This is a genomic window from uncultured Lactobacillus sp., from assembly GCF_946477725.1.
GTDB lineage: Bacteria > Bacillota > Bacilli > Lactobacillales > Lactobacillaceae > Lactobacillus.
In genome coordinates, this window is sequence record NZ_CAMKZC010000006.1 from 1 (window position 1) to 20,756 (window position 20,756).

Sequence of the window (20,756 nt, forward strand, 5' to 3'; positions counted from 1 at the left end):
GAGAGTGAGAATAAGCGTTAAGATGATGACGAAAGTTTAGTCTAGCTTAGATAATGTAATTTATCCCTCCTCATGGATGATTTTTTTTGCTTTAGATTTTACTTAATTGAAAATGTACAAATAAAACTTAATTGACTTTTACCTCATATTCAGTTTTAATACTTTAATTTAGTGAGGCAAAATGAATTACACTGCTGCAAACAAAGTAAAAATCACTTAATTAAAAGCTACTCCTTTTGATATTGCTAAAATTTATTAAAAAAAAGCCAGATAGTAATGATAAAAATAGAAAGATTGCAAACTTTGTTCAGAAATCATAATATTTTTGGTACAATTGAATCAGACTTTTTAGGACGGTGAGAGTATGACAACTGACAGTATTATCAAAATAAAAAATGTAAGCTTTACGTATCCAGAGTCAGAAACTCCCGCTATAGACAACATTAGTCTTGATATTAAACGGGGTTCATGGACATCAATTATTGGCCATAATGGCAGTGGCAAGTCGACAATTATCCGCCTGATTAATGGTTTACTGGTACCTGATGAAAAAGGAAAACCTGAAATTGAAGTGGACGGCTTAAAACTAAATGATGATACCGTTTGGGAAGTTCGAAACAAAGTTGGAATTGTCTTTCAAAATCCTGACAATCAATTTGTGGGAGCTACAGTGGCTGATGATGTCGCATTTGGCCTAGAGAATCGCGGTGTTTCTCACTCTGAAATGGTAAAGATTGTTCCTGAAGCAATTAAAGCGGTGGGGATGAGCGAATACATTAATGCTGAACCTGCAAATCTTTCAGGAGGACAAAAACAAAGAGTAGCAATTGCTGGGATTCTGGCTATTAAACCTAAGATTATTGTGCTGGATGAAGCTACGTCAATGCTTGATCCTGAAGGTAGGGACCAAATATTATCAATAGTGCAAGCGATGAAGAATAAATATGACTTGACAGTAATTTCAATTACGCATGATATTGATGAAGCTAATATGGCTGACCAGGTATTAGTAATGAATGATGGTAAATTAATTACTAAGGGCAGTACTAAAGATGTCTTTAGTCAAGTTGATCTGTTGAAAAAGTTGGGCTTGGATGTACCATTTTATGAGCAAGTCAAAGCAAAGTTACTGGCTGACTCTGTTAAAATTCCAGCTAGTATAGATTCAGAAAAAGAGTTGATCAATTACTTATGTCAATTAAATTCGAACATGTAAGTTACATTTATTCTCCAGAAACACCACTTGAAAAAAAAGGTTTAGACAATGTTTCTTTTAAGCTGCAAGATGGTTCTTTTAATGCAATAATTGGTCATACTGGTAGTGGTAAATCGACACTTATGCAACATTTCAATGCTCTAATTAGACCTACATCTGGGAAAATAGAAATAGCTGGCACAACTATCACACCAGAAACTACCAATAAAAATTTAAAAGAATTGAGAAGACATGTTAGTCTGGTTTTTCAATTTCCAGAAGCACAGCTATTTGAAAATACAGTAATAGATGATATTGCTTTTGGACCTAAAAACTTTGGTTATGATAATGAAAAAGCCCTTGCAAGTGCCAGGTTTTGGCTAAAAAAAGTTGGTTTACCTGAAGAGATTGGTAAACGATCACCTTTTGAGTTATCTGGCGGACAAATGAGAAGGGTAGCGATAGCTGGTGTTATGGCTTATGAGCCAGATATTCTCTGTTTAGATGAACCAGCCGCTGGTCTTGATCCTGAAGCACGTAAACAAATGATGGCTCTTTTTTCTGAGTATCAAAAAGAAGGACATACTGTAATATTAGTTACTCATAATATGGATGATGTAGCTAATTATGCTGAAAATGTTTTAGTCATGGAGCACGGTAAAATGATTAAACAAGCTGCACCAAGAGAGATTTTTAAAGATCGTAATTGGTTACAAGAGCATCATTTAGAAGAGCCTAAGCCATCCTTGTTTGCAACTAAATTGCAAAACTATCAGTTTGCAAAATTACCATTAACTATAGCTGACTTGGTAAAAGATATAGAAACCAATTTAAAGGAGTGAGAATGTGAGTAAAATCTTAATTGGCCGGTATGTAGCTGGTGATTCGATAATTTATCGTATGGATCCAAGAGGAAAATTACTAGCAACTATTATTTTTATTTTATTCGTATTTTTAGCCAATAATCCAGTTTCTTATCTAATTGTAACCATTTTTAGTATAGCTGCTGTAGCTGCCACTAAGCTAAAACCAAAAGTCTTTTGGGATGGAGTTAAACCCCTAATTTGGTTAATTTTGTTCACATCCTTTTTGCAGTTGTTTTTCTCAGTTGGTGGAACCGTCTATTGGCAGTGGACAATTTTTGCATTGTCTAGTTATGGTATCACTAATGCTATTTATATTTTTATCCGCTTTACAGTGATCATCTTAATTTCTACAGTAATGACTGTTACTACTAAACCACTTGAAATTGCTGATGCTATTGAATGGCTATTAAAACCGTTGAAAATAGTTCATGTTCCAGTCGATAAAATTGCTCTAATAATGTCAATAGCTTTACGATTTGTACCAACTTTATTTGATGAAACTTTAAAAATTATGAATGCCCAACGTTCACGAGGCGCAGATTTTAATAATGGCGGACTTGTTACCAGGGCAAAGGCGATTACTCCTCTCCTGGTTCCGCTATTTATTAATTCGTTAGAAACAGCAATCGATTTATCAACTGCGATGGAATCGCGTGGTTATCGGGGAGATCAAGGCAGGACAAAATTCAGAATCTTAAAATGGTCCAATGTTGATCTTATTAACTTGTGTTATTTCATTTTACTATTAGGGCTTTTATTAATATTTAGGACACATTAATGACAACAAGATATAAAATGACGGTTGCTTATGACGGACACCTTTTCCATGGCTTCCAGTATCAACCACATCAAAGAACTGTGCAAGGAACGATTGAAACTGCCTTATCTAAAATGACTAAGGGCAAAAATGTGGTTGTTGAGGGTTCAGGTCGTACTGATGCAGGAGTTCATGCATTGGGGCAGGTAATTCATTTTGACTATCCTGATAAACAAATTCCACCAGAAAGAATGATTTGTGCGTTAAATTCGCTCATGCCGCTCGACATTGTTTTTAAAAAATGTGACATCGTAGATGAAAATTTTCATGTGCGATATAGCGCTAAAGGTAAGTGGTATCGCTATCGCGTTAGTTTAGACAGATTTGTCGACCCCTTTAAGCGTCTATATACGGGACATTATCCTTATCCAGTTGATGTGGAAAAAATGAAAAAGGCTTCTCTTGATTTACTGGGAACACATGATTTTACCAGCTTTGCAGCTAGTGGTGGCCAAATTAAGAACAAGGTTCGCACGATGTTTTATGTAAATATCCAAAAAGATAAGCAGAATAATGAAATTATCTTTGATTTTATTTGTTCAGGCTTTCTTTATAATATGGTCCGTATTTTGGTAGCAATGTTGTTAGAAATTGGTAGAGGCAAACGCCCTGTCAATGATATTCCCCGGGTAATAATGGCACAGGATCGAGAGCAGGTAAGAGAAACTGCTCAAGCCAGTGGATTATTCTTATACCATGTTTTTTATGATGATATACCTAAAAAATATAGGCTCGACAGGGAATAATATTGACTTTTTAGTTGAAAAGAATTATTATATTTAAGTATGTTTGTCCACGATAGGCCCCGGAATCTTATTGTTTTCAAACAACGTATAAACGGAGGAAATTAAATTGCGTACTACACAATTAGCGAAACCTAATGAAATTGAACGTAAGTGGTATGTTATTGACGCAACAGATGTATCTTTAGGTCGTCTGTCAACAGCAGTAGCAACTATTTTAAGAGGTAAGAACAAGCCTCAATATACACCAAACGTTGACACTGGGGATAACGTCATTATTATTAATGCCGCTAAACTAAAGTTAACAGGTAAGAAAGCTACTGACAAGATTTACTACCATCACTCTGATTACCGTGGTGGCATAAAGGCCACTCCAGCCGGAGACTTGCTGGATAATAATCCAGTTAGATTAGTTGAATTGTCAGTTAAGGGTATGCTTCCTAAAAACACTCTTGGTCACCAAGAATTTATGAAGATGCATGTTTATGCTGGTGCTGATCACAAGCACGAAGCACAAAAGCCTGAAGAATTAGACATTAACAAATTAATCTAGGAGGTTAAATAATGGCACAACAAGTTGCATATGCAGGTACTGGTCGGCGCAAGAATTCTGTTGCTCGTGTTCGTTTAGTACCAGGTAGTGGTAAAATTACCGCTAATAATAAAGATATTGATCAATACATTCCTTTTCCTAATTTAGTTAAGGATTTGAAGCAACCACTGACCCTAACTGAAACTGAAAATCAATATGATGTTAAGGTTAACGTCAATGGTGGAGGTTTCTCAGGTCAAGCTGGAGCTATTCGTTTAGGAATTGCACGAGCTCTTCTTGAAGTAGACCCTGATTTTCGTGGTCCATTAAAGAAAGCAGGTTTCTTGACTCGTGATCCAAGAATGGTTGAACGTAAGAAGCCAGGTCTTAAGAAGGCTCGTAAAGCTTCACAATTTAGTAAGCGTTAGTTATTTTTTAGTAAAAAAGTGTTTCACGAAAAAGTGAAACGCTTTTTTTCATTAAATTAATAAGAATATTTTTATTATTTTAACAGTGTGTTACAATATATGGTAAGGATAAAAATATGAATTTATCTTTTAAATTAGAATCAGAGCTAGTTGATAATTTTTTGTTGTTGTATAGTAAACATGATTGTGAAAGAATTGTTGTTGAATCACCAATTCGGTTTGGGAATATTGATATAGTCAGTATAAAAAATTATAGTCTTCCTTTTAATGATGAACAAGTCAAGGTTTTGTCCAAGCCTTCTGCCGCCTTAGTTTATACAAAAATAAAAAACAAACGTCCTGTGTCAGCAACTACATTAAAAAAAGAAGTAGGGTTAAGCAAATCTACATTTGAGCATACACTTTGTAGTCTTAAAAATACAGGTTTAATAAAAATAAATAAAAAGGGATTTTTTTTAAGAAAAGAAGAATTTAATTTACCTAAAGTTGTTGTTACGGGGTATGAAGCAAAGTTAAGAGATTTTAACAAAGCCTTTTATCAAGCGAAGAGCAACAAAGAATTTGTAGACTATAGTTATTTAGTCTTCCCATTAGAAATAGCGAGAAAATTGTTAAAGAAAAGATTACTGATGACAACAAATGGTATAGGTCTAATTGGTGTTTCAAAATCAAAAAAAATTACACTTTTAAAAGCTAGACAATCAAAGGAAATTAAAAATTATGTTAGACTTTTAAACATCGTAAAGACGGATGTAATATCTGAATAGAAAAATAAAGTTTTCTTATAATTATTGTTAAAAATTCTAAATAAATCTTTTATAGCTTTTTGGTAATTTAAATTTATATACAGGAGGTAAGTAATTGACAAAACTTATAGCGCAAGATGGTTCACAGAGAGGTGAAAAAATAACATATGGTTTAGAAAAAGGAAACTTGCAAGGTGCCATTTTTTCACCTAAGGATTATAAGATTCAGTCTATAAAAAAATATGTTGGGAATTCAAAATATTTGAACCAGGAAAATACTTTTTTAGATCCCCAATTTTATTATTATACATTTAATAATGGTATTATTAAAAATATTAAAAGTTATCCAGATTTTAACTTTAATATTACCAGTAATGATTTTAAACCTTATAGTTATAAAATTGATAACTTTTTAGAAAAGCATTCAGAAAATACGAAAGGTATTTCAGAAACTTTAATTACACCAGGCTTTTACATGAAAGATTTGGATTGGCATTTTTATAATTCTATTGATTTATATAATGACTGTGTAAAAAAATATATTTCAAAATTTAATACATTTGCTTTATCATTAATAATTAGTGTTTCCTTTTTTAGTGATAAACAAAAAGTTGATAAACTTATTGAAGATCTTACAAATAATGTTCATAAGAAGAAATATGTATATTTGATTATTTGTTATGAACCAAAGAAAAACAAAGAGGTAGATCCTCTGTGTTTAAGTAATATTTTGTATGCAATTTACAAATTGCAGAAAAACGGATTTAAATTTATTTTAGGCTATTGTTTTTTGAATTCAATTATATTTTCAGTGTTAAATTGTGATTTTGTTGCTTCGGGCTGGTTTAAAAAATTGAGAAGATTTACGGAATCAATGTTTGATCCTAAGAATTTACCATATGCCCGAAAAACAAGAAATTATACAAGTATTCCGCTATTAAGTTGTATGCCAGAGAATCACCTAAGAGATATGGTCAAGCCAAATGGTTTAACCTATGAAATGATTTTGAGTGGTACAAAAAACGATAAAGAATTTAAGAACAAAAGTCCTTTATCTGAACTTGATTTCTATCAGCAATATTGGGAAAGTATAACTTTAATTCTTAAAGAAATGGAAAGCACTGGAGATTTCAAGAGTAGAATACAAGTGATGAAAAATAAAATTTTTTATGCTCAAAGTCTTTATAAAAATGCTTTGAATAGTTTAAAACTTAGTCAAGAAAAAATAGCAGAAAAAAATACTCGTATGGAATCAAAACATTTACAAAGTTGGTTGGATGCTCTTGATATCTTTGAGTTAGAAATAAAAAAATAGAGACTTTCCTTATATAATTTATATTTACCTGTATTGTCAGTCTATTGCATATTATAGGTACCGAGTTCTTATTGAACTAAGATATATTATTGGATATATAGAAAAAAACGTCAGATATATGGTATGAACCATGAAATGTAGTGCTCCTAATAGTTAGGCATAAATCTAACTAATTGGAGCGTTTTTCGTGACTAAATATCCGACTGCTTTGAAAATCGAAATTTTCAATAAGTGCTTGTCTCACCAAGAAACTTTAGCTAGATTAAAATGGGAATATAACCTTGACCATACTACAATCAGACAATGTCTTTTAATACCGCCATTGCGACTATCAAGCCAAGCTAAGGCATATGAATATTAAGAAAAGCATGGCGCGCAAGGGCAACTGCAACAATAATGCACTGGGAGAAATAATCTTCAACCTAATGAAACGGTAGAAGCTTAACCGAGTTAAGACCAGTTCACTAACAGAATGCGACCAATACTGTATGATTACGTTTATCGGTTCAACTATATTGAAGATCAAACGAACTAAAATATACGACTCTGATCAAATATCGGAATCGTGCATTGGGGGTTTGTGTAATATTAAAATGTCTACTTTATTAGTTGCACTTCAAATTAAAAGATTTCAGATGCCATATTTTTATATTTAAATTATCTAAAAAAGATAAAACTGAAATCTATCATCTTTGGCATGAATGTTAAATTATAGCTACTGAAATTAAGTTAACATTATCAGCTTAGAAAGTCTAGTATTTATTACTTGTGCATCACACGGCCTATTTATTTTAGAGCAACTCTACACAGTTTATAACAATGATTTTAAGGATTAGAGCCTTATGCGAATCGTATTTGACCATGAAATTGTCTATTGAGTAGCACTAAATTTAGGTTTAAAAAGTCGGGACATGTTTCACAATTGACTGCGCGAATATCGCAAAAGTGGGTATAATATCATTAATAAGCAGAGAAAACGACCATCCCATGACCAAAAGAGAACAGCTAATCAAACAGTAAAACCAGCGACTCAAGCAAAAGAACAAACGCTTACGCCAGAAGCACTTAAAGCTGAAAATCGAGAACGAATTTGTAAAAAATTAAGCGTCTTAGTCGACCAGCGAACCAAGAACCACAAGCCTCGGAAATAACCCTAGCAGTTACTCAAGGGTAATTCCCTTGATAATGGTTTAATGGAAAGTTTCTTCAAAATACTAAAAACGAGAAAGGTTTTGCGGTTTTGAAAAACAGTTTAAAAATCTGAATGAACTGGAAGACATAATCAAAGACTATATTGAATATTACAATCAGAAAAGAATCAAAATCAAACTAAAAGAACTAACTTCAATTGAATATCGACAGTTAGTCCTCAATTAGTAAGTGATAGAATATCCCGGTTTTAGGCTTCATATAAATTATCTGGCGTTTTTTAATGTTGCAATTATTTATTCATATCTTAAAGCAGTGATGGGATCAAGCTTTGCTGCTCGTTTGGCAGGCAATGTTCCTGCTAAAAAGGTAATTATACAGATGATGCCAATAATTAGTAAGCTACTAGTCCAGTTGAACTGAATTAAAGTAAAACCATCCAGCCCTTTTAAGAATGACTTAGCAGCAAAATTGTTTATGGCACTACCTAAGCCCATTGCCAGTAATAATCCCAATGAAGAGCCAAACAAACCAATTAAGATCGCTTCGCAGCTGAAGATGGAAAATACTTTACCTTTGCTAAGCCCTAATGCCTTCATAAGACCAATTTCTTTTGTACGATCTCTCACTGACATGTACAGGGTATTAATTACTCCAAAGCAGGCAGCTACTAATGCGATAGCTCCAAAAACAATTAAAACCCCAGTGACTGCGTTGAATGTTAGGAAAAGTTCATTGACTGCTTCCTTAAGAGTCATACCGGAATATCCTTTTTTAGTTAAATCATCCTCAATTTTCTTAATGCTGCTGGCACTCTTGTTAACAGGAGTAGCAATAACACTAACATACTTATCTTTTAATGCATGCGGAAGACCTTTTTGGTTGGCGGCAATTATTTTTTGCCCTAAGCCATTACTGTAAATAGCAAAACCTTTTGATACTATACTATCGTTTCTGACTCCAACAACCGTAGCAGATATTTTTGTTTTTTTCCTGGTAACGGGTGATTTTGTCACTAAAGTAACTTTTTTACCGAGTGCATCTTGAGCATTTTTGAAGCCATAAGATTTAACCATTGGTTTAGTGATTAAAATCTGGGCCTTTTTTCCGCTAGTTGCAACTTGGTGACCAACTTTCAGGTCGTAATTGATTCCTTCCGTTATTTGCGCAATTAAAAGATATTTAGTTTTATTAGGGCCTTGGACATAGTCAACATCACAGTCCTTTAACGCTTTAAAATCTTTTAAGCCTTTAACAGATTTGATTTTTTTAACGTCGTTTTTGTCCATCATACCATCAGCGTTTTGACTGCTCTTCTTGGTATTATATTTTTGAGGTTCATTCGTATCTTGACTGGAACTCCCAGGCAAAATTGACATTTGCTCAGTTTTACCAACATTGCCGACTTGCTTTTTCAAATAATCATTAACACCATTATTAATACCCATAGTAATGGCAATAGTTAGGGAACCAATAAAAACAGCAATAATGGTTAGGAATGTCCTTCCTTTATTGTGCCATAAGTTTGTAGCCGCCGAGTTAAGAATATCATGAAATCTCATTGCTGTGTTCCTCCTACCACTTGACCATCTTTAATCTGAATCTGACGTTCACACTTTTTGGCTAAATCCGGATCGTGGGTAACAATTATTAAAGTGATATTTTTTTCTTGATGTAATTTAAATAAAATATTTTCAATATTCTCGCTGGTAGCTGAATCCAAATTTCCTGTCGGCTCATCAGCAAAAATGATTTGGGGATCATTGACTAAAGCACGTGCAATACAGACCCGTTGCTTTTGTCCCCCTGATAGAGCACTAGCCTTATTTTTGACTTTACTTTCTAATCCAACTGCCTTGATTGCTGCTAGAGCTTTTGTACGGCGCTCTCTGCCTGTGATTCCAGCTATTTTTAGAGGAAGCATGACATTTTCCAATACGCTGTCTTGAGCGTTTAAGAAAAACTGTTGAAAAACAAAACCAAATGTTTGATTGCGCAGCTTATTTAATGCTTTATTCTTAATTTTACTTGTGGGTTTATTATTTAAAAAGACGCTGCCAGTAGTGGGGTGGTCAAGAAGTGCCAGGATGTGCATCAAGGTAGACTTACCCGAACCACTTTTGCCAATGATAGCCACCGAATCACCTTTGTTAATCTGTAAATTTATTCCACGTAAGGCATCAAACTTTGTTGCACCTTTGCCATAGGTGCGAGTTACACCACGAGTTTCAAGTAAACTCATAGATTTTCCTTCTTTCTTTGTATCGCTGTAATATATATATAATACACCATGACTAAAAAAAGGCAAATATTTTTTTAAAATAATTTTAGATTAGGCAAACCAGGGTTCCATAACTTTTATCTCTGGTTTTTCAAAATCAATTTGTGTTAGCGCGCCGTATGGCAGTGCAGCACGGGGATAAGCATGTCCAATATTTACATTATATAAAATTGGTGTATTAAAGGTAGCAGTCTCTTCCAGTAAGACTTTTTTATACTCAGAAAAATATTTTTTATCCTGCGGTTTACCAACTAAAATAGCCCGCACATTGCCTAAAATACCCACTTCAGCCAATTTAGCTACTTCTTTACGATAAAATTCAGGAGCTGGTTTTTCTTCGCATGTTTCTATAAATAATATTTTATCTTGAGCTTCTTCCTCTGTAAGCATGAGATGATATTGACTGGCGATAGGCGGTTCGTCTTCATAACGATTAGGGACTAAGTCATCGTAAAGGCTATCAATACAACCACCCCATAGTCTTCCCAGAATTTTTCCGTGACCGCGTAGCACCTCATAACCAGTATCTTGGTGGTTTATCCTTTTTTTGCCAACTTGGCTGATTGCATAATCAGTTCTTTCTTCATACCAAGTTTCACTAGCAGGAATGATGGTTGCAGGTGAATTCTCAAAATAATGATTTAAAGTTTTTTTGGTGTAAGGTAAAAGTTCGTTTTCTAGCTCTGCTAAATCAGTTAAAAAGCTTGGACCATAAAAAGTTTGCATTCCTAACCTGTAAAACATTAAATGATTATTCGTGGTATCAGAAAAACCACTAAACAACTTGGGATGCTCAAAAACAGCAGTTTTAAATTCCTGATCTGCCATTAAATAAGGCAGTGTCTTGTAGGTATCATCCCCACCAATTGCGGCAATGATTCCTTTGATATCTGGTTCTAAAAATGCTGCTTTTAAATCGGCAGCGCGTTCAGCAGGATGACTTTTGATGTATTTAATACCGCTGAGAGCATGGGACATAAAAACAGGCTGTAAACCAAGTTGCTTCATGTGCTTAATTCCTTGTTTAAGTTCATGAGAAGCAAAATTCTCTCCCAGAGTACCAGCTGATAAACTGACTATTGCTATCTTATCTCCAACCTGTAAATGTTGTGGTTTCATTAACATAGATTGAACCTCCATTATTAAAAATAGTTATTAGTTTTTTATCTTACTATAAAAACTTGGCCTAGAAAACCTTAGTGAATGTGTAAATTTAAGAAACAAACAAAGGGATAAAGGTTTGCAAAATTTGAGAATGCAAAAATAATTCAGTGAAAGTTCCATTAATTGCTTGAAAGCATTTTGATTAAGCTCTACAATATTATATATAATATAATAATGGAAGAAATAATTATGACGATAGTAATTCCAAATCGTCTTCTGGATGGAGTTGTCTTAGCTTTTATTAAAGAAAACAGTGGTTATAGTCGTGGAATAACAAACTGGGCTAAAGCAACTTTTGGTATTTCTGAGTCTGCCATCTATCCTGTCTTGAAAAGATTAGGGGAAAACAAATTCTTATTAGTTGGTACCAGGCTTTTTCAGGGAAGAAGCAGGAATTACTATCAAATTACTGCTTCAGGTAAAGCAGAATTAAAAACAATTAAAAAAGAGTGGTACAGTTTTAGCACTAAGATATATCAAATTATGGGAGAAGAAAATGAATAAAGTTATTGATAATTATATTTTGCAGTTAAAGCAAAATCTTGTTAATTTGCCTAATTCTGATATGCAAGATGTTGTGGAATTTTATCATGAGTTTTTACTTGACGGCAATTACCATAATGAATCAGAGATAATTGCTGAGTTAGGGACTCCCAAGCAATTAGCACGCAAAATTATGGCGGACTATTCAGTTTCAATACCTGAAAGAGAAGAGGCACACAAAACCAGCTCCAAGTCTAACTTAAAAACCATTTGGGTTATTTTATTGGGAGTTCTGGCTGCACCCATCGGCATACCATTAGCATTAGCAGCAGTAATAGTTATGGTAGCAGTATTGATTGCATTGGCCGCAATCTTTATTGCTTTAGCTATCATTATTACCTCTTTATTCATCGCTGGTGCTTTTATATTGATTAGATCGTTTGGACTGCTTTTTGGTGGCTACTGGGCTTCAGGCTTTTTCTATGTTGGAGGAGGTTTAGTTTTAACATGTGTTAGCTTAATGCTATTCCCAGTAATTATGAAGTTTATTCGCTTCCTAACTGCAGAATGTGCTGCTTTTTTTCAACACATTGGCCGGAAAATTTTTAAGCAGCGTTACTATAAAACCAATGTTTAGATGAGTGAGGAGGACTGGATTAATTATGAAAAAGTTTTATCGTATATGTGGATTGGCCATAACTGTTGGTCTTGTTATGATGCTCGTTGGCTGGTCTAATAACGGTGTAAGACCAATAATTGCTAATCATAACCACTTTACTTTGACCGCTATTGATGATTCTAAGCTCACACGTACATATATTTCAAACCACAAATTTAATAAAGTTTTTATTCAAACTGATTCCTCTGATGTTTTTCTTCATTCGGGCAAAAAATACCAAGTTAATGTTACTGGAGTTAATCCAGATGCAGTACAAGTCAAATTAGCAAATAACCGTTTGGATATCTATGAGCCCAGACCTATTGCAATCAATTGGCGTAAAATTGGTTCCAGAATTGACGTAACTGTTCCTCAAAATGTTCACTATACCGAATTTGATAGCGACAGTGATCACGGAAACATCAGATTAAAAGACCTGAAAGCTAATGCAAATTTTGTGAGTTGTATGGATGGTTATTTAGATATTGATAATATTGACACGAAAAATACAAGTTTAATAACTGGTAGCAACCATAGATTAACACTCAATAACTCTGATCTGGGTAATGCAGAAGTTAAAATAGATGGAGGTTGGTGCAGACTTTTAAATTGTCGTTCAACAATGACTCTGGATGCTTCTAACGCTAATATTACAATTAACAACTCGCAACTCAGCAATAGAAATTCTTTTACTTTACAAAGTAGCAGTTTAGTAATTAAAAATAAGCCTAACCTAAGTTACCAGTTGACAGCAGATGGCAAAGCAATTAGGTATAAGGGTTCAAAGCCCTATGAAAACTTCATCAAAAAGAACTCCAAGAAAAATTTTCTTTTGGTTGATTCAACAGAAGGAACTATTACTATTAAGTAAAAATTATAGCAGGCTCTTTTATCATCAAACTAAGTCCTGAAAGTCAAATAACTTTCGGGGCTATTTTTATAGTTAAACTTTTAGAAAAAACTTAGATTGTAAAACAGCTTGTATTAAACAAACCTAGTTAAACAGGATTATGACTACATTAAATATGATTTTTCCAATTTAAACGGAAAATACTGATACTTACAAATTAATTATTAAAAGATAATATATTTATTGAAAAGGTTTTCAAATAAGAAAAGAAGTGAAGACATAAATGAAATTTTCTGCCGATGATGTTTTTTTAGATGTCAATGAAGCTAGCGTAGAAGACTTTTTACAATATGCAGCCAAAGCGGCATATGACGCAGGCTATACCAATGACATTGAAAAATTAGATCAAAGTTTTTTGGCAAGAGAGCAAGAATTTTCAACAGGACTTGAAGATGGCTTTGCAATTCCGCATGCTAAAGCAACAGCGGTTAAAAAACCGGGTTTTCTTTATTTTAGATTAAGTCAGCCTTTAAACTGGAAGACATATGATAAAAAGCCAGTCACTGATGTTTTTGCATTGATGGTCCCACCCGAAAATGCAGGAGACAAACATTTGCAAATGCTGGCCAATTTATCAACGGCATTGTTGGAAAAAGATTTTAAAGAAAAATTACGCAGCCTTTCTTCTAAAGAAATGATTGCACAATTTATTAATGAAAAGATTGGAGAATAAAAAATGAATGTAGTAGGAGTTTCTGCTTGTCCAGCAGGCTTGGCCCATACCCCAATGGCAGCTAAGGCTTTAGAAAAAGCTGGTAAGGAATTAAATTGGAATGTCAAAATTGAGCAACAAGGAATGATGGGACCAGTTAACGCTATTTCCCAGAAAGAAGCAGATGCAGCTGATTTTGTCTTAATTGCTTCTGATCAAAAAATAACTAGTATGGACAGATTTAAGGGCAAGCCAGTTATTCGAGTAGATATTAACACTTGCATTAAGGCACCTAAAGCTGTTTTGAAGAAATGTGCTGCTGCAATTAAGAAGGAGAATTAGTATGAAAAGAATTTTGAAAGAGTGGGAAGGAGCAATCATGAGTGGGATCTCATACATGATCCCAACTGTTATCGGTGGTGCACTTGTTGTTGGTGTACCGCAATTGATTGGTATGTGCTTTGGATATGGTAATTTATCTAAGTTTGCTAAAACCGGTGGCTTTTTCCATATTCTTTATCAAATAAACTCAGTAGGTTGGATTGGTATTGGCTTAGTTAACTTGGTAATTGGTGGCTATATTGCTTACGCTCTCGGTGACAAACCAGCTTTAGGTGCTGGTTTTATCGGTGGTCAGTTAGCTACTAATAATCAACTTGGCTTTATTGGAGCCATCGCTGCTGGACTCATTGCCGGCTATGTAGCACGTTGGTGCCGCAAGATTAAAGTTCCAGATAAATGGAATTCGGCAATTGAACTTATTGTCATGCCGCTTTTAACTGTTGGCTCAGTGGCGCTCTTTGTAGGTGTTATTTTAACGCCACCACTAGCTTGGATTAATAATGGCTTAACATCTTGGGTTAAGTATATGGTCGAACAAAAGACTAATGCTGTCTTATTAGCTGCCATTATGGGAGGCATGATCGGTGTTGACCTGGGTGGACCAGTTAATAAAGCAGCTTGGGGGGTAGGAAACTTCTTCTTTATAGAAGGCATTTATCAGCCATGTTTATATACCAACATTGCTATTTGCGCTATTCCAATGGGTTATGCGCTTATGAGTTTCATTTGGCCTAAGAAGCGATTTTCTGCCGAATTATTAGAAATGGGACATAACAACTTAATTATGGGAACTTTTGGTATTACTGAAGGTGCGATTCCATTCATGATGAAGGCCCCACAACTGATAATTGTTAATGTACTTGGTGGAGCTCTAGGTTCGGCCACAGGTGCATTTTTAGGAGTGAAATCCCATATTCCACCTTTAGGCGGTTTACCCGGAATTTTGACTGCAGATAATATTTTTGCTTATCTTGCTGGTATTTTTGTTTGTGCTTTATTTATAGCTATAGTTGCACCATTAATTGCTGACTTTACAGATAAGGATTCATCTGGTGATGAATCAGTGAGTGACGACGACATCAAGTTAAATATTCAGTAGAAATAAAACTATAGTTTAAGAAAATATTCCTTTTAAGCTATAGTTTTTTTATTTAGGAGACAGAATGATAAAAAAAGTTTTTGTTGTCCCGCATACTCACTGGGACAGAGAATGGTTTTTTACTTCAGAACGAGCTAAAGCATATTTAATTAAAGACTTAAAAGATGTAATTGATCATTTAGAAAAAAACGAAAAGTACGGTAGTTTTTTATTAGATGGTCAAACTTCTTTAATTGAAGATTATTTATCTTGGCATCCGCAAGATATTGAGCGTGTAAAAAAATTAGTTAAAGAAAAGAAACTTTTCTTAGGACCATGGTATACCCAAACTGATCAGTTCATGGCAGCTGGTGAAAGTATCATTAATAACCTCAGAATCGGGACAAGTGCCGCATCCGATTTAGGCGGATACATGAATGTAGCTTATGTACCGGACTCGTTTGGTCAAGAGTCAAGTTTGCCGCAAATATACTCTAGTTTTGGCATCAAAGATGCAGTTTTATATCGTGGCTTTTCAATGGCGGACACTAAAAAATCTGAATTTATTTGGCAGGGTGAAGATGGTTCCCGAATCAATGTGTTTCGCATGGCTTGTGGCTATTTTATCGGGGGCGTAATTGATGAAAATAAGTTATCAGCATTAATGAAAACTGAACCCTTCAAAACTGTAGTCCAACAAGCAACAACAAATAACATTTTATTTCCGAATGGTTCAGATATGGCTCCATTAAGACATGACTTGCCAGATTTAATTACAAAGTTAAATGATGCTAATGAGAAAGAATACCGATTTAAGGTAGCATCGTTGCCAGAATATATTGACGCAGTGAAAAAAGATAAGCCTGACCTGGCAGTGGTTAGAGGTGAGCAGGATTGTGGCAAAGATATGCGTGTTCACAAGTCGATCTATTCTTCTCGAGCAGATATCAAAAAATTAAATACGGAATTACAAAATTATCTCACTAACATTGTGCAGCCTGTTTTGTCCATGGGCAGTTATTTTGGTCTAGATTATCCTTTTGCAGCAATAAAAAGCTTGTGGCAAAAAATGGGTAAAAATGCGGCACACGATTCAATGGGTAATTGTGTATCTGATAGAGTTAACAATGCGATAAAAATGCGGTATCTGGAAGTGAAAGATACTGCTGAAAGCCTAGTTGATTCGACTTTACGTTTCATTTCTACACTTATTAAAAGTGAAAAGCATCCGATTACTTTGACAGTATTTAATACATTGCCCTTTGTAAGAGACGAAGTAATTAATAAGACTCTGTATATTCCAAGTCGCAATTTTAAGATTGTCGATTATGAAAACAATGAGATAGCATACGAAATTAATTCAATCAAAGATAACACTAATTTGATAAAGGGTGCCACTATCCAACTAAATCCGGGAGAAAATATTTATACCCCGAAAAAAGTTTACTGTATCAACTTGAATATTGATTTTGGTGAAATTCCGCCTTATGGTTATAAGCAATTTTACCTAATACCACTTGAGGACAAGGAAATAGAGTTAAATAAATTAGCAATTGCTGATACGAAAATTGAAAATGAGTATTATCAAATTTCTGTTAACACAGATGGCAGTTTGAATATTTTAGATAAACTGAATAAAAAGCTTTATTCAAATCAAGCAATTCTAGAAGAAAACGGTGACGGGGGAGATTCATATAATTATTCACCTGCAAAAAAAGATTTAATAACTTATTCGACTAGTCAAAAACATCAGGTGCAGGTATCGCATGGCAAATTGCAAGATAAATTAATTATCTTGTTTAATTACATGGTTCCTAAAAATTTGGAAATGAGAAGTCAGGGAATAACCGACACTGAAATGCCTGTAAAAATGGTTGTTAAATTAACCAAGTCCGCTAAAATGATTAAGTTTAAAGTTCAAGTTGACAATACTAAGCCGTTGAGTCACAGGCTCTGCGTTGATTTTGCTAGTCAACTTGATACTAATTTTAGTATTGCAGATATTCAATTTGGCACAATCAAACGTCCTCTTGCAAAAGAGAAAGACTTAGCAGATTGGGCGCAAAATCAAGAAAAATGGCAAGAAAAACCAATTTCTATCAATACAATGCAAAGTTTTGTGTGTCTTTCAAATGCTAAAAGAAATATAGCTGTTATTCCTCAAACGGTCAGAGAATATGAGTGTACTAGTAAAAAAGATTCTGTTATAAGGCTAACTCTTTTCCGCACTTTTGGCATGCTAGGCAAAAGTGATTTATTATATCGTCCTGGTCGCGCCTCCGGGGATGAAACAGTCCCGACGCCTAACGCGCAATTAAATCATAAATTGGAATTTAAATTTGCACTGACTACAGGACAATCCAGTTATGATCAGTCAAATTTAGCTAATGAAGTTAAAGACTACGAATCTCCTTTGCAAGTCTATGAATATGCAGAATTTTTAAACGGTAGGCTAACTTTTCCATTGAATCCGTGTAGACAGTTTTTAGAACCTGAATTTAGCTTATTTAAAACTGAAAACAAGTTGACAGTAAGTACAATTGAAAGATCAAGTTCTGGTCTAGGATATTGTTTACGACTCTATAACCCCAAATTTCACCAAGTGAGTGAACAAATCACTTTTGTTAAACAGCCTAAGATAGTTCAACTAGTTGATTTAAGGGAGCATATTTTACAAGATTTAAAAATTAAGAATAAGCAAGTAATTTTACCAAAAATTGGACACGCTAAGTTTATGACAATTTATTTTGAGTTTTAGGAGATATTATGGTTAAAGCATATTTTGTTAATCACACTCATTGGGATCGTGAATGGTACTTTACTACGCAAGATGCACAGGTATTGAGCGATCAATTATTTACAGAAGTATTGAACGAACTTGAAGAACATCCGGAGGCTAATTTTACTCTTGATGGTCAGATGTCTATTGTAGATGAATACGTTGAGATTCATCCTGAAGCCAAAGGTAGAATTCATAAATTAGTTAATCGGGGACAACTCTTCATTGGGCCTTGGTATACTCAAACAGACGCTCTTGCCCCTAATGCTGAATCTTTAATAAGAAATCTGATTATCGGAATTTTAGATGCCAGACAAAATTATGGTGAACCGATGCTATTAGGTTATTTACCAGATACCTTTGGTTTCAACGCAAATTTACCGATGATTTTAAATCAAGTCGGAATTCATGACTTTCTATCGTGGCGCGGTACGAATTTTAAGAGACAAACTAAATCCGTCTATTTTAAATGGAAAGCATTAGGTGGAAAAGCAGTATTTGCTGCCAATTTCCCTTTAGGCTATTTTACTGGGCAAATAGATCTGGAATCAAAGCGCAATTTAAAGGATTTTGTCAAAAACCGGCTGGATAAAGGGATAGATTTTGAAGCATTACATGGCAATAATTCTGAAGTCCTTGTACCTTCCGGCATAGACCAAATGAATATAATTCATGATCTTTCAAAGACAATTGCTCAAGTAAATCAGTATTCTAAACATGAAGTTGTAATTAGTTCATACCCCGAATTTATGCAAAAATTGCGGACGAAAAAATTACCTGAGTTTCAAGGAGAACTGAGATACCCCACTTATTCCAGAGTCCATAGAACCATTTGCTCTGTCAGATCTAGAAATAAACGTAAAAACTTTAAACTTGAGCAAGTTATAACTCGGCGTTTGGAACCTTTAATGGTAATCGCCCAATATGCAGGTATTCCAATTTCAAATGGCATAGTTATTAAGTTATGGAAATTGTTGTTCAAAGCGCAACCACACGATACGATGGGTGGCAGTGTTACTGATAACGTGGCGTTAGATATCAATGAGCGCTACAAACAGGCTTTTGAAATAGCAGATGGTTTAGAAAATTACATTAAGAAAAGGTTGGCTCAACGGCTTTCATTATCAGATCATGACGTTTTGGTTTTTAATACTGATCCTTATAGCTTTAAGGGACGAAAAGTCGTAGAAATTATTTCCAGTTCTGCTAATGTTAAGTTTCCAACTCAAAATAAAGCAGTCATTGTGGACTGTAAAGTAGTCAAATCTAGACCTCATATTATGCAGTTAACTCCTAATGGTTATGAATTTAAAGATGAATCTGGCTATTTCAAATTAAAAGTTAGTTTATATATCGAAATGAAGGGATTAGGATATCAGGTTATTCATTTTGAGAATAGTGAGAGCGTAGTGCCTAAGCTTAGGCTACAAAAGGGCAGTTCAATCGCAAATAAGGAAGCCACAGTTAATTATCTGGATGGCAAATTTAATTTAGTTACTAAAAATAAAACTTTTACGGATGTCATCAGTGTTTATGATCAAGCAAATGATGGTGACACATATGATTTTTCACCGCTAAGAAATGATCGCGAAATGCGCCTTCCGTGGCAGGGAAAAATTAAGGTTGCTAAGGCAAAAGACATCGAGACACTGCAATTAAGTGGTTCCTGGTCATTACCTTACGATTTAGAGGACAGAGCTAACAGTCAAAATGCGAAGCAAGTAGCGGTAAATTTCCAGCTTACTTTGACTATGGTTGCTAATTCTCCAGTGATATCAGCTAAGTTGATAGTGGATAATCAGGCTCTTTCTCACCGCTTAAGACTTAGATTGAAAACTGGTCTTGAAACAGATAATGTTCATGCACAAATCCAGGGTGGATTTAGAAAAACAACTAATGAAAAAATTGCTGATAACTGGAACGATGAATTTGTTGAAAAACCGGTGAATATTTATATTTTTGATCGTTGTGTCGGTTTAAATAATTCAAAGGTAGGATTGTACTTTTTAGGAGAAGGTCAAAAAGAATATGAAAAAAAGGATGATTCACTTTTTATTACTTTAATGGCTACAACCGGTCAGCTGGGGAAACCGAACTTATTATGGCGACCAGGTAGAGCTTCTGGTGACACTACATCCGTTGGCCATGTGATGATGCCTACTCCAATGGCACAAGAGTTGGGTGTTAATGAGTTTAATTTTGGCTTATATGTTCCAAGCGGAAGTCAATTAAGAGAAGAAAATCTGTCTCAAGTTATTTCTAGATGGTATTCTCCTGCAGTCAGTTACCAAATGCAAAAACATAATCTGTTCATAAATAGGCTAGATAACAAATTGTGGGATGTAGAATTTGCACCAAATTTGCCTCAACTTAAGAAAACCGAAAATTGGCTGAATATTAATAGTGACATTGAAGTTTCTGCACTTTATTTGTCTTATACAATAAAAAAACATTTGGTACTGCGTCTGTCTAATATGACTAACACAGAAAAAGATGTTTCATATCTTAAAGAAAAAGATTTTATTGAAGTTGATGGCTTAGAAAAAATTATTGCACAAGATTTTAAAATTGCGCCTTATGACATGATTACTTTAATAAAAAAGATCTAGGTTAAGCGC

General features: G+C 34.4%; 20 protein-coding genes and 2 pseudogenes. 19 read left to right on the forward strand and 3 right to left on the reverse strand.

Features of this window, described 5'->3' with window-relative positions; all coding sequences use genetic code 11:
- Nucleotides 1-364 precede the first annotated feature (364 nt).
- The 11 genes and pseudogenes from Q0R51_RS03915 to Q0R51_RS03965 form a co-directional block, all read left to right on the forward strand.
- Nucleotides 365-1,216 carry an energy-coupling factor transporter ATPase gene (locus Q0R51_RS03915; RefSeq protein ID WP_294756858.1) on the forward strand — a complete coding sequence of 284 codons (852 nt, stop codon included), beginning with the start codon at nt 365-367 and terminating at the stop codon, nt 1,214-1,216.
- A complete protein-coding gene (locus Q0R51_RS03920) occupies nt 1,192-2,037 on the forward strand; it encodes an energy-coupling factor transporter ATPase (RefSeq protein WP_294756860.1) in 846 nt (281 codons plus the stop codon). Before Q0R51_RS03915 ends, Q0R51_RS03920 begins: the two co-directional genes overlap by 25 nt.
- 4 nt (nt 2,038-2,041) lie before the next feature.
- Nucleotides 2,042-2,839 carry an energy-coupling factor transporter transmembrane protein EcfT gene (locus Q0R51_RS03925; RefSeq protein ID WP_046325338.1) on the forward strand — a complete coding sequence of 266 codons (798 nt, stop codon included), beginning with the start codon at nt 2,042-2,044 and terminating at the stop codon, nt 2,837-2,839.
- The gene (gene truA, locus Q0R51_RS03930; RefSeq protein WP_294756862.1) at nt 2,839-3,624 is read left to right on the forward strand and encodes a tRNA pseudouridine(38-40) synthase TruA; all 786 of its coding nucleotides are present in this window, start codon (nt 2,839-2,841) and stop codon (nt 3,622-3,624) included. Before Q0R51_RS03925 ends, truA begins: the two co-directional genes overlap by 1 nt.
- 106 nt (nt 3,625-3,730) lie before the next feature.
- Nucleotides 3,731-4,174: a 50S ribosomal protein L13 gene (gene rplM / locus Q0R51_RS03935; RefSeq protein ID WP_294756864.1), complete on the forward strand. Its 444-nt coding sequence runs from the start codon at nt 3,731-3,733 to the stop codon at nt 4,172-4,174.
- A gap of 11 nt (nt 4,175-4,185) precedes the next feature.
- Entirely contained in the window at nt 4,186-4,581 is a 396-nt protein-coding gene (gene rpsI, locus Q0R51_RS03940) for a 30S ribosomal protein S9 (RefSeq protein ID WP_034980394.1), read from the forward strand.
- Nucleotides 4,582-4,697: 116 nt separating this feature from the next.
- Nucleotides 4,698-5,348 carry a hypothetical protein gene (locus Q0R51_RS03945; protein ID WP_294756867.1) on the forward strand — a complete coding sequence of 217 codons (651 nt, stop codon included), beginning with the start codon at nt 4,698-4,700 and terminating at the stop codon, nt 5,346-5,348.
- Between the two features lie 94 nt (nt 5,349-5,442).
- Nucleotides 5,443-6,642, forward strand: a complete 1,200-nt coding sequence (locus tag Q0R51_RS03950; protein ID WP_294756868.1) for a hypothetical protein — start codon at nt 5,443-5,445, stop codon at nt 6,640-6,642.
- 187 nt (nt 6,643-6,829) lie between these two features.
- Nucleotides 6,830-7,003: a hypothetical protein gene (locus tag Q0R51_RS03955; protein ID WP_294757004.1), complete on the forward strand. Its 174-nt coding sequence runs from the start codon at nt 6,830-6,832 to the stop codon at nt 7,001-7,003.
- A pseudogene (locus Q0R51_RS03960) lies at nt 6,930-7,251 on the forward strand (hypothetical protein); the annotation flags it as partial. The gene Q0R51_RS03955 and the pseudogene Q0R51_RS03960, both read left to right, overlap by 74 nt.
- Before the next feature lie 557 nt (nt 7,252-7,808).
- Nucleotides 7,809-8,019 (forward strand): annotated as a pseudogene (locus Q0R51_RS03965) (IS3 family transposase); the annotation flags it as partial.
- Nucleotides 8,020-8,087: 68 nt separating this feature from the next.
- Here Q0R51_RS03965 and Q0R51_RS03970 read toward each other — a convergent pair.
- The 3 genes from Q0R51_RS03970 to Q0R51_RS03980 all read right to left on the reverse strand — a co-directional run bounded on the left by Q0R51_RS03970 (nt 8,088) and on the right by Q0R51_RS03980 (nt 11,197).
- The gene (locus Q0R51_RS03970) at nt 8,088-9,353 is read right to left on the reverse strand and encodes an ABC transporter permease (protein ID WP_294756871.1); all 1,266 of its coding nucleotides are present in this window, start codon (nt 9,351-9,353) and stop codon (nt 8,088-8,090) included.
- Complete coding sequence (locus Q0R51_RS03975) at nt 9,350-10,033, reverse strand: ABC transporter ATP-binding protein (protein ID WP_294756872.1); 684 nt, start codon at nt 10,031-10,033, stop codon at nt 9,350-9,352. Before Q0R51_RS03975 ends, Q0R51_RS03970 begins: the two co-directional genes overlap by 4 nt.
- A 90-nt stretch (nt 10,034-10,123) precedes the next feature.
- Nucleotides 10,124-11,197 carry a S66 peptidase family protein gene (locus tag Q0R51_RS03980; RefSeq protein ID WP_294756875.1) on the reverse strand — a complete coding sequence of 358 codons (1,074 nt, stop codon included), beginning with the start codon at nt 11,195-11,197 and terminating at the stop codon, nt 10,124-10,126.
- Between the two features lie 228 nt (nt 11,198-11,425).
- Here Q0R51_RS03980 and Q0R51_RS03985 point away from each other — a divergent pair, with 228 nt between their 5' ends.
- The 8 genes from Q0R51_RS03985 to Q0R51_RS04020 all read left to right on the forward strand — a co-directional run bounded on the left by Q0R51_RS03985 (nt 11,426) and on the right by Q0R51_RS04020 (nt 20,747).
- A complete protein-coding gene (locus Q0R51_RS03985; protein WP_158593819.1) occupies nt 11,426-11,740 on the forward strand; it encodes a PadR family transcriptional regulator in 315 nt (104 codons plus the stop codon).
- Nucleotides 11,733-12,356: a DUF1700 domain-containing protein gene (locus tag Q0R51_RS03990; protein ID WP_122026336.1), complete on the forward strand. Its 624-nt coding sequence runs from the start codon at nt 11,733-11,735 to the stop codon at nt 12,354-12,356. Before Q0R51_RS03985 ends, Q0R51_RS03990 begins: the two co-directional genes overlap by 8 nt.
- 25 nt (nt 12,357-12,381) lie before the next feature.
- Nucleotides 12,382-13,248, forward strand: a complete 867-nt coding sequence (locus tag Q0R51_RS03995) for a DUF4097 family beta strand repeat-containing protein (protein WP_294756880.1) — start codon at nt 12,382-12,384, stop codon at nt 13,246-13,248.
- Nucleotides 13,249-13,510: 262 nt separating this feature from the next.
- Nucleotides 13,511-13,960, forward strand: a complete 450-nt coding sequence (locus Q0R51_RS04000; RefSeq protein WP_294756882.1) for a PTS sugar transporter subunit IIA — start codon at nt 13,511-13,513, stop codon at nt 13,958-13,960.
- A 3-nt stretch (nt 13,961-13,963) separates the two neighbouring features.
- Nucleotides 13,964-14,281 (forward strand): PTS fructose transporter subunit IIB, encoded by a 318-nt coding sequence (locus Q0R51_RS04005; RefSeq protein WP_046325322.1) that lies wholly within the window; start codon nt 13,964-13,966, stop codon nt 14,279-14,281.
- A 1-nt stretch (nt 14,282) separates the two neighbouring features.
- Nucleotides 14,283-15,380 carry a PTS fructose transporter subunit IIC gene (locus tag Q0R51_RS04010; protein ID WP_046325321.1) on the forward strand — a complete coding sequence of 366 codons (1,098 nt, stop codon included), beginning with the start codon at nt 14,283-14,285 and terminating at the stop codon, nt 15,378-15,380.
- A gap of 64 nt (nt 15,381-15,444) precedes the next feature.
- Nucleotides 15,445-18,117 (forward strand): glycoside hydrolase family 38 C-terminal domain-containing protein, encoded by a 2,673-nt coding sequence (locus Q0R51_RS04015; protein ID WP_294756885.1) that lies wholly within the window; start codon nt 15,445-15,447, stop codon nt 18,115-18,117.
- A gap of 8 nt (nt 18,118-18,125) precedes the next feature.
- Complete coding sequence (locus Q0R51_RS04020; protein WP_294756887.1) at nt 18,126-20,747, forward strand: glycoside hydrolase family 38 C-terminal domain-containing protein; 2,622 nt, start codon at nt 18,126-18,128, stop codon at nt 20,745-20,747.
- Nucleotides 20,748-20,756: the final 9 nt, after the last annotated feature.

What these genes read in the sequence shown, in the direction of transcription:
- Q0R51_RS03915 (WP_294756858.1), top strand. Translation starts at nt 365, where the DNA reads ATGACAACTGACAGTATTATCAAAATAAAAAATGTAAGCTTTACGTAT.
- Q0R51_RS03920 (WP_294756860.1), top strand. Translation starts at nt 1,192, where the DNA reads ATGTCAATTAAATTCGAACATGTAAGTTACATTTATTCTCCAGAAACA.
- truA (WP_294756862.1), top strand. Translation starts at nt 2,839, where the DNA reads ATGACAACAAGATATAAAATGACGGTTGCTTATGACGGACACCTTTTC.
- rpsI (WP_034980394.1), top strand. Translation starts at nt 4,186, where the DNA reads ATGGCACAACAAGTTGCATATGCAGGTACTGGTCGGCGCAAGAATTCT.
- Q0R51_RS03945 (WP_294756867.1), top strand. Translation starts at nt 4,698, where the DNA reads ATGAATTTATCTTTTAAATTAGAATCAGAGCTAGTTGATAATTTTTTG.
- Q0R51_RS03970 (WP_294756871.1), bottom strand. Translation starts at nt 9,353, where the DNA reads ATGAGATTTCATGATATTCTTAACTCGGCGGCTACAAACTTATGGCAC.
- Q0R51_RS03975 (WP_294756872.1), bottom strand. Translation starts at nt 10,033, where the DNA reads ATGAGTTTACTTGAAACTCGTGGTGTAACTCGCACCTATGGCAAAGGT.
- Q0R51_RS03980 (WP_294756875.1), bottom strand. Translation starts at nt 11,197, where the DNA reads ATGTTAATGAAACCACAACATTTACAGGTTGGAGATAAGATAGCAATA.
- Q0R51_RS03985 (WP_158593819.1), top strand. Translation starts at nt 11,426, where the DNA reads ATGACGATAGTAATTCCAAATCGTCTTCTGGATGGAGTTGTCTTAGCT.
- Q0R51_RS03990 (WP_122026336.1), top strand. Translation starts at nt 11,733, where the DNA reads ATGAATAAAGTTATTGATAATTATATTTTGCAGTTAAAGCAAAATCTT.
- Q0R51_RS03995 (WP_294756880.1), top strand. Translation starts at nt 12,382, where the DNA reads ATGAAAAAGTTTTATCGTATATGTGGATTGGCCATAACTGTTGGTCTT.
- Q0R51_RS04000 (WP_294756882.1), top strand. Translation starts at nt 13,511, where the DNA reads ATGAAATTTTCTGCCGATGATGTTTTTTTAGATGTCAATGAAGCTAGC.
- Q0R51_RS04005 (WP_046325322.1), top strand. Translation starts at nt 13,964, where the DNA reads ATGAATGTAGTAGGAGTTTCTGCTTGTCCAGCAGGCTTGGCCCATACC.
- Q0R51_RS04010 (WP_046325321.1), top strand. Translation starts at nt 14,283, where the DNA reads ATGAAAAGAATTTTGAAAGAGTGGGAAGGAGCAATCATGAGTGGGATC.
- Q0R51_RS04015 (WP_294756885.1), top strand. Translation starts at nt 15,445, where the DNA reads ATGATAAAAAAAGTTTTTGTTGTCCCGCATACTCACTGGGACAGAGAA.
- Q0R51_RS04020 (WP_294756887.1), top strand. Translation starts at nt 18,126, where the DNA reads ATGGTTAAAGCATATTTTGTTAATCACACTCATTGGGATCGTGAATGG.